The 8,790-nt window shown below is 65.1% G+C and carries 4 protein-coding genes and 1 pseudogene; 2 read left to right on the top strand and 3 right to left on the bottom strand.

The window, feature by feature from the left end; genetic code table 11:
• Nucleotides 1–112: 112 nt before the first annotated feature.
• The 3 genes from QZY48_RS13695 to QZY48_RS13685 form a co-directional block, all read right to left on the bottom strand.
• Nucleotides 113–2,872 carry an SIR2 family protein gene (locus tag QZY48_RS13695; RefSeq protein ID WP_295431518.1) on the bottom strand — a complete coding sequence of 920 codons (2,760 nt, stop codon included), beginning with the start codon at nucleotides 2,870–2,872 and terminating at the stop codon, nucleotides 113–115.
• Between the two features lie 152 nt (nucleotides 2,873–3,024).
• A complete protein-coding gene (locus QZY48_RS13690) occupies nucleotides 3,025–3,951 on the bottom strand; it encodes a cytosolic protein (protein ID WP_295431516.1) in 927 nt (308 codons plus the stop codon).
• Between the two features lie 208 nt (nucleotides 3,952–4,159).
• Entirely contained in the window at nucleotides 4,160–6,781 is a 2,622-nt protein-coding gene (locus QZY48_RS13685) for a type IA DNA topoisomerase (RefSeq protein ID WP_295431513.1), read from the bottom strand.
• A gap of 400 nt (nucleotides 6,782–7,181) precedes the next feature.
• Between QZY48_RS13685 and QZY48_RS13680 the strand changes: the two genes are divergently transcribed.
• Together QZY48_RS13680 and QZY48_RS13675 are read left to right on the top strand one after the other, a co-directional pair.
• Nucleotides 7,182–7,574, top strand: coding sequence for a PilZ domain-containing protein (locus QZY48_RS13680; RefSeq protein WP_295431511.1), 393 nt, complete (start codon nucleotides 7,182–7,184; stop codon nucleotides 7,572–7,574).
• Nucleotides 7,575–8,287: 713 nt separating this feature from the next.
• Nucleotides 8,288–8,790, top strand: a pseudogene (locus QZY48_RS13675) (hypothetical protein); the annotation flags it as partial.

Here is an 8,790-nt window from a genome sequence, read left to right as displayed (position 1 = left end):
TGAAGACGTGTGGTGTTCGCAAAGTGTTCGTGGCATAGGAAAGGGACACGGCATGTAGCCTTGGGAGCAGTCCAGATGTAGGATTTGCCCGATGCATCAGTAAGTGCGAATATTAGCAGAACTTGATGCGATTGCCCTGGCTCCACAGGGCCAGTGGCACGAGTCTTGAGGCTGCTCGCTTGCGGGCCTCGCCGCCAGCTTTCAAGCCAAGCAAGATCAGTTCCACGATTTCAGTCCACCGGCCCTCGGTTCCGAACTCGCGAGCAGGTGCGGGCGTCTGACTATCATTGACAAGAAGTTTTCCAGGGTCGGGATAAAACGGCGTGAAACTTGCGAAGCCACGAAGCCCGACGATAGGCGCGCTCAATACGTCGAGGATTAGTTCAGTCCGACGGCACTTCGGCAGTGCCTCCCAAGAACGGACCAACAGGTGATCGATGCTCTTGTCCAACCAGTGCTCCCTGGCTAATCCTTCCATTGAGCAATAGCTCAGCCCACGCCTGAAGATCTCTTCTGCACGCTCCGGAGACAGCCTCAGCACGAGTCGCGACAGTGCTTCCATCAACACGCGTAGCCGAGTTACCCAGAATGTAGAACGACCGCCTGCGCTCGTCGTCCTGGGGAGAACATATGTCATGGAGTTCGTGACGATGTCGACCAACTCGCTCACCTCATCGCCCGGTATCGCGGCAATGCGAGGTCGGGACCAGACGCGGTTAAATGTTGGATCGTCTTCGGATATGGCGAGCCGTAAGGCCAAGCGCGCGGCAAGGGCATAATCTGTCATGATAAGATGATCGGCGGCAAGCGCCAGAATGTCCGACCCGACGACCATGTGACCTACCGACGGCGGAAGGCCGACGACTTCACAGAGTCGGACCAGTCGGCGTGCAGCCACCCATCGCCTGTACTCAATACTCGAAAAGCGAATTGTTTTTCGCCGACGGACACCAAGGTCGAACAGAGGTCCGTCCTTCTCTTCGAGATCACCCCGCAAGGCATCAAGGAGTTCGTGCTTTTGGGCATGGGCATCGCACTGCAAAGCAGCAAGTTGCTGCCAACGAGTGAATACCGGAGGGACTTGCAACACTTCGGGCGAGGGTCCGAAAAAACCATGCTCTAAGGCCATCGCAAGCCAAAGGGTCCAACCTTCACGCGAAGGACCGGCGAGGGTACGACCGTTTCGCGGTGCCTCGCGAACAGTCGACAGGCTGCAACTCAGCAACCGCACCGCTTCTTCGTTACGATCGATTTCCAGCAGCAATGCCGCCTTTCGCGTCATCCATGCGGGATCGCAATCTTTCGGGCGCCACGCGATCAGCAATTCATCGAGCGCAGGAAAATCCAGTGCGTACAGTGCCCACAGGCACTTTTCATGATGGACTCGGTGGCTGACATCCGGATGGTCTTCAAGAAAGGACTGAAGGGCCACAAGCCGGCGCTCGAAGGCATTGCGGTCGAAACGCTGTCGGGCGGCGGTCAGCAGTGTCAGGGCCAGATTGCGCCAAGCCTCGCGAATTTCGGGCCAGCCAGTGGACCGCTCTTCCTTACCGCAGATTCTCCGCGCTATGCAATCAAAGTTATCGAGAGTGGCTTGGATCGCCTCCTCGAGTTTTTCCGAGAGGGGCTCCAACAGATTCTCACGTCGCCAGACCAGTTCCTGTATCGCAGACAGCCTTTCGATCGGCGTGAGTTCCGGCGCAGCACGAAGAATCGCCTGCTCCCAATCATCCATAAACAACCCAATGTAACCATGTTTGCTCGGCGGGATGATCAACCAGCCGGGATAAATCTTACGGTTGTGCTTCCAAGCCTCAACGATATCGAGAACCTGCTTCGGGAGACTCGCTGGTTCCGCGTCGAAGGTTGGTCGCGGTTCTTCGCGAGGTGCATCTATCGTAATGTCTTCAACCGGTTGCAGCCGCTCGTGAACCGGTGGTGAAAGGCTCGGATTGGGTGGGGACGGCCATTGGGTCACATCGTACGGCTGACCACGCTCCAATGAGTGGAGTAGCCATTCGGTGGCGTACTGGTGGCGTTGGTGCTCGGCCCAGGTGGTGGCTTGCGGGTGACAGGCCAAGTCGATAGGGACAACGCTACGCCCCTCCAACATGCGGCGGCGATGCGGGGACAGGTCAAGCCATCCCGCGAGGTAGATCTTAGGCGCGGACTCCCCCAAGTTATCGCGCACCCATCCCGACCAGTGGAGGAAGTTCGGGTCGTCGCCCGAAAATCCGATCAGGCAGAAAACCGTTTCCATCATCGCCTGCTGGACCGTGTTCACAAATGGGGAGAAGCGTCTGGGATAAGTCCGGTAGTCTTCTTCAGTGAAGACGAAAGGAACATGGGCGGGGAACGACCCATGCAGCTTCACGATGCGCGGCCTTGGCGCCGATGGAATTTCCTCTGTAGTCCGCACCACGCTATAGGCCCGCTCAGCGACGAGAAGCCTGGTCCGCTCCAGGAGGGTATCCCAATTCGTGGTGAAAACGTCTCTCCAGGGAAGGCGCAAGAGGCGGGCATGAATGTCGTCCGGAGCATAGTCATCATCCGGCACCAATTCCTGAATGAGCTTGTTCAATGCGCCCCGGCCGAAGGCTGCCTCGTATTCCTGGCAAAGGCGGAGAAAGCCGCTTGTCCCCGATGCCTCTGAAACGGCCCGATTCCGCCGCTCGCCGTCGCTTGAAGGATAGAGCCGATGGCACAATGAGGTGATGAGATCATGCCAAAGCGGGAATCCGAGCGTATCCGACATCGACTTCCTTGCGTTCCGGCTGAATCCCGACCCGACCATCACTGAGGCACAGCCGTCAGGTTGCTGCCAAAGGGCCTCGCGGATGCGATTGATATGACTCTGGTCAGGGAAAATCATAGGTTTCTCCAAGAGACTGCGATGATATCCCGAGCGGCTAAGATAGTCCGTTCCGGCAATACGTGGCGGCCGTATTGCAGGGCCTCAAGCGAAGCAATCCGGAAGCAATCCGGGACAGACCACGGACTCTTGGACAGTAATCAGTAAAGCGATCATCGTGGGTCTTCGACAAACACCTCGTCGAGCGTCTGGGCAGCGAGCACGCGCCGACCCCAGGCCATGAGGCGTTCGGCATCGGCCTGCTCCAGTCGCTCGATCGTCTCCGCGGGGAGGGCGCCGAAACGCTGCTCCAGCAGACCGCGAAGGAACAGCCCGGCACCGCGCACCTCCCCACGGGCCTCCCCGCGGCGCTCGACATAACTGACATATGGCATCTTCAGGCTCTCCTCGATCGCGAAGATCGCATCGGTGTATTGCAACTCCAGATCGTCCGGCAGATACAGGATCCAGTCGAGGAACCGGTACAGGTCGATGATCCGCTGTTTCGACAGCCCGCGCTCATAGAGTCGTCGCGTCAGCGCCAGCTTGCGCAGATAGCGGGCCTGGACATCGTGGCGCGTCGCCTGTGCCGCCAAATGGGCCAGCACGACGGTGGCGAACGGATTGTCCTCGGTCTCCAACTCGGCCTGTCGGGAGGCATAGTCGAGCAGCTTAACGCTCGGGAACACGAGCCCGAGTCGGCTGCCCCAGCGGCTGATTTCAAAACGGCTCGGACGCCAGCGGCGCGTCGTGTCCGCCAACACGGCGAGGCTCGCAATCTCGCATCCATAACGGTCGAAGAGCCGATAGGCATAGGTGAACATGCGGCGCGGAAAGGCCGCGTCCGGCTGGCCCTGGACCTCGACATGGACCAGCAACCACTCCTCGCTCCCGTCGACCAGAAAAACCTTGAGGAGTTTGTCAGCATAGCGCCGCCCCAGCTCGGCGTCTCGCACCACTTGGGCCAGTTCCTTGTCCAGGGTCTCAAATCCCCGCGACCAGTCGATCTCGGCCGCGGCGGCGGGGAAGAAAAACACCATGAACTCGGGAAAATAGACCTCCAGGATTTCTTTCCAAGGGCTATCGTAATCGTCGGCCATCTCCGGAACTCCTCCGCTCAGTCGCGGTGTCACTGTAGGACGCCAGAGCGGGCACGCGCAAGGGGCGGGACCGCGGGATCGCGCATGGAGCAACGGATCAGTTTCCGGTGACGGCGCCGGGCGACCGCGATCTCGTGCTGGTGGGACTCACGGCGGTATGCGCGGATCCTGAACAGCCCCCTACCTTTCTGCTAGACCAGCCCCGCGCTCACTCGCTGCGCGCCGACAGACGTACCTTGAATCCGCTGTCCAATTCCAAACGAGCGTCGAACCGGCTACCCTGCTCGTCAGTAAACCCCTTGATCAACCGCGTGCGCCCATCCCGGATCAAGCCCGCGATCTGAAGGTCCGTCAGCACCTTACCGCCGACCTCCCGCAGCACCGCGAAGTCGCAGCCGTCACGATAGCGATTGCAGCCGAAACCGCGATGTCCCTGGATGATCCGCCCTTGGCCACACTTGGGACAGGTCAGGCCCACGGGTCCACGATCGGTCGGGCCCGGCGCCGGCGCCGCCGGGGCGGACTCGGGGTGCGCCGCGGGGGCCGGGGGCAAGGGCGCGGTATTGCTTGCAGGGCGCGGCACCGGCGCCGGGTCCGGCGTCGGGCCGAAGTCGAACGCCACCCGCCCGTCCGCGCCCAGTTTCAGCGCGGCCTTGAAGGGCTTGCCGGCCTTGGACTGGAAGCCGTCGATGGGACCGATCCGGCCCTTGGCCAGCAGTTCCCGTACCTGGGCCTTGGTCAACTTGACCCCCGCCACCGTCTTCCAGACGGCGAAGGCGCAGCCCTCGCGATAGCGGCTGCACCCGAAGGCGCGGGCGGTCTCCATCAGCTCGCCCTGGCCGCACGCGGGACAGGTGCCGAGCCCGGCGGGACGCGCGATGGCGCCCTTGCGCGCGCCGCGGGCGGCGCCCGGCCGGGCGCCTTGGGCGGCGCGCGCCTGCTCGACCTGCTCCGCGGAGAAGGCTGGCCCCTGCCAGACCTGCGGGATCAGGTCGCGCACCAGGTCCAGGATCGCCTGGTTGAATTCGGCCACCGGCCGGGTGCCCTCCTCCACCTCGCGCAACTGCTGCTCCCAGGCGGCGGTCAGTTCGGGGCTTTTCAGCGGTGCGGCCACCCGCTCGATCAGCACGCGCCCCTTCTGCGTCGCCCGCAACTGTTTGCGTTGACGCTCCACGTAGCCGGTGCGGATCAGCTTTTCGATGGTCTCGGCGCGGGTCGCCGGGGTGCCGAGGCCGCTCGCCTGCATGGCCCGCGCCAGGTCCCGGTCCTCGATGGTGCGCCCGGCGTTCTTCATGGCGGCGAGCAGGGACGCGTCCGTGAAGGGGCGCGGCGGGCTGGTCTCGCGCTCGCGCACCTCCAGGCGCTCGACATGGACGTCCTGGCCGACCTTGAGCGGCGGCAGGACCTGCTCCTCGGCGGCCTCCGGCGGGTCGGCCGCGGCGGCCGGTTCGCCCCCCGGCCCCGCCGCCGCCCGGGGCGCCGCGTCGGTCGCCTTGGCGCGCGCGGCGGCACCGCCACCCTCGGCGATGGTCCACCCCGGGTCCATCACCCGCGCCCCCCGGGCGACGAAGTCCGCGCCGCCGATGGCGAGCAGCACGCGGGTCTCCTCCACCACCTGATCGGGCAGGAAGACACAGACGAAGCGGGTCTGCACCAGGTCATAGACCAGCCGCAGCGGCCCGCTCAGGCCCGCGGGGACCGACCGCCCGGTCGGCAGTATGGCGTGGTGGTCGGTGAGCTTGGTCTGGTCCACATAGGCGCGGCCCAGGCGGTGCCCGGCCGCGAGCCGGGCCAGGGCAACCGGGGCCTGGGGGTGGTCCAGGCCCTTCAGGATGGCGGGGAGTTGCTCCACCAGGTCCTCGCCGATGTGGCGGCTCTCGGTGCGGGGGTAGCTGATCAGCTTGTGGGTCTCGTAGAGTGCCTGCGCCAGTTCCAGGACCTGCGCGGCGGTCAGCCCGAAACGGCGATTGGCGTCGCGCTGCAGGGTGGTCAGGTCGTAGAGCGGCGGCGGGCGGTTGTGCTGAATCTGGATGTCCAACTCCCGCACCGTGCCCGTCCGGTGGGGTTCGATGGCCGCCGCGATGTCACGATGCAGACGCTCCGCCTCCTCCTTGGTGCCGATCCGCGTCTCCCCCTCCAGGCTGTAGCGGGCGAGAAAGCCCTCCGTCAGGTGGGCGATGAGTTCGTAGAAGAGGGTCTTGGTGAAACCGGCGATCGCCGCGTCCCGGGCACAGATCATCGCCAGCGTCGGGGTCTGGACCCGGCCGATGGTGCACAGGACGCGGTTGTGGACCGTGTAGGCGCGGGTCAGGTTCATGCCGATCAGCCAGTCGGCCTGGGCGCGGGCGCGCGCCGCGCGGGCCAGGTCGTCGTAGGCACTGCCGGGCTTGAGCGCGCGGAAGGCGGCGCGCAGCGCCTCGTCGGTGAGGCTCGACACCCAGAGCCGGTCGAAGGGCTTGCGGCAACGCGCCTGCTCATAGATGAGCCGGAAGATGTGCTCCCCCTCGCGCCCGGCGTCCGTGGCGCAGACCAGGCGCGCGTGGGCCGGGTCATTGATGAGGCCCTTGACGACCTGGAACTGGTCGGCGGTCTTGGGGTCGAGCGTGAGCCGCCAGTGCTCGGGCAGCATGGGCAGTTGAGCGGCGCTCCAGCGCCCCTTCCAGGGCGGGCCATAGTCGTCGGGCTCCGCCAGGTGGACCAGGTGCCCGAGCGCCCAGGTGACGCACCAGCCGTTGCCCTCCAGGTATCCCTGGCCCTTACGGTTGGCCCCCAGCACCCGGGCGATGTCCCGGGCCACACTCGGCTTCTCGGCGATGACGACGGTCGCCATGCGTCACCTCAGCCCGACCGGCCAACCCCGCTCGAACACCGCCGCCGCCACCAGATAGACCCACGCCACGTCGTACCCCCTGGAGCCATGCCGTTACCCATGCCGCATTAATCCTCTCACAAAGACACAAAGACACGGAGAAAATCGAATTGGCAACAGCACCGGAAACCGGGAAAAACAGATCCCACGCCAAGCCGCAAAGTTCGCAAACCAACTCTAGCGCCCTATGGACTTCTTTCTTTGTGTCTCCGTGTCTCCGTGAGAAAATCTTCTTCCCAGGATGGGCACGGCCAGGCGCGCCGCGGGGCGACGATTCGGTTTGCCCACCGGCCACGGATCGCGGATCATCGGGGCATCACGCCGCCGCCCCAAGCGACCCAGGCCCACCGCTGGAGTAACCATGCGCAGATACATCCGGCACACCACCGATTGCCCCGTCGATGTGCAACTGAGCGAGGTGGTCCCGCCCGGGCGCGAATACCTGCGCAACATCAGCCGCGGCGGCCTGTGCTTCCGCTCCCTGGTGGCGATCGAGATCGGCGCGACCATCCATATCACGATCCCGGTGGCGCAGCCGGTGTTCGATACCGCCGGCGTCGTCGCCTGGTGCGAGCCGACCCCGGACGGCTTCGAGGTCGGGGTGCGCTTCGCCGGGCAGGACCCGCGCAAACACCGGATCGTGGAACAGGTGTGCCAGATCGAGAACTTCAAGCGCGAGATCTGGATGGAGGACGGCCGACGCCTCAACGGCGAAGAGGCGGCCCTGGAGTGGCTGCGGCGGCAGCAGGTCTGAGTGCGGCGTCCCGTTGCGGCCTTCCTTGACCGAAAATCCGGCAGTTACTCACGCCAAGGCGCCAGGCTCAGCAAGAAATACAATAGGGTAGACAAAGTCGCCAGATCGTTGTCGTTGTCGTTGTCGTAATCGAGGTTATCGTAGTACCCCGGATTCTCTCGCACCCCGAAATTGCATCGCCGCTCCGATTACGACCACGACAACGACAACGATTGTTCTTGTGCCTTGCGTGTTCTTGACTCGTTACTTATCGGGGTTCGATCGTAGGGGCGGGTTTCAAACCCGCCCCTACGCGGGACTCAGCGCGCCCAGTCGCCCGTTTTATAGGGGTCCTGGCGGCTCGCGAGCCGCGCGCTCAGCAACGCGGCGTCCAGCGGCCGGGAGATAGAGGTAGCCCTGGGCGAGCGGGCAGCCCAGGCGCCGGAGTTCCGCGGCCTGGGTCGGACATCGTTCGGTCACTCAATCCAATGGCAACCAAGGGGGCGAACAGGATACTCTAACGCATTAACGCCAAGGACACCCGAGCGCAGGGGTCAGGCACGACCGGACCCGTCCGCACCCCGCCGCGGTCCGCCCCCGGGGGCAACGCTTTTTTTGCCCAACCACAACCCAGGGCTTCACGGCGGGGCCGCTGGCGCGTTACCGTGCCCTACTCAGAGCGCAGCGGCCAGACTCCGGCAATCGCGACGCACAGATTTTGCAGGTGACAAGCAATGGCAAAAAGCCCGACCAAGTTCAAGAAGACCGCCACGCCGGCCCCGTCCCAGATCAGCCCCCAAAGCGGCCCGACCACTGATGCGGCCGTCGCCGCAGCCGCGCCGCCCCCGGCAACGAAGGCCGCGACGCCACCCGGCGGCCCACTCCCGCTGCCGGACAGTGCACCCGGAACGCCGCCCGCCGTGGACGCCTCACCGGCCGGCGCGGTTGATCCGCCGGCGGCGCCCACCGGCGCGGCCCCGGCCGCACTTGACGCGCCCGTCGCCAAGCACTTCGGCGTCTTGCCGACCGACCAGCCCGCCCCGCAAGACGCGCCAGCCCGGCCCGCGCCCGCGACGCCCAACGCGGCACCGGCACCGGCGCCCACCGCGGCGCCGGACGCCGCCGTAGGCAGGGCCCTGGACCCCGAGCCCGCGGCGGCAACGCTACCCGAGCCAGCCCCGCCCCCACCCGCCGCGGCACCAGCACCGGCGCCCACCGCGGCGCCGGACGCCGCCCT

The sequence above is a fragment of the uncultured Thiodictyon sp. genome (assembly GCF_903828115.1).
Lineage (GTDB): Bacteria > Pseudomonadota > Gammaproteobacteria > Chromatiales > Chromatiaceae > Thiodictyon.
This window is presented reverse-complemented; position numbering and strand designations above follow the sequence as displayed.

Excerpts from the sequence above, each read along its gene's own strand:
- QZY48_RS13695 (WP_295431518.1), bottom strand. The coding sequence starts at position 2,872 with ATGATTTTCCCTGACCAGAGTCATATCAATCGCATCCGCGAGGCCCTT.
- QZY48_RS13690 (WP_295431516.1), bottom strand. The coding sequence starts at position 3,951 with ATGGCCGACGATTACGATAGCCCTTGGAAAGAAATCCTGGAGGTCTAT.
- QZY48_RS13685 (WP_295431513.1), bottom strand. The coding sequence starts at position 6,781 with ATGGCGACCGTCGTCATCGCCGAGAAGCCGAGTGTGGCCCGGGACATC.
- QZY48_RS13680 (WP_295431511.1), top strand. The coding sequence starts at position 7,182 with ATGCGCAGATACATCCGGCACACCACCGATTGCCCCGTCGATGTGCAA.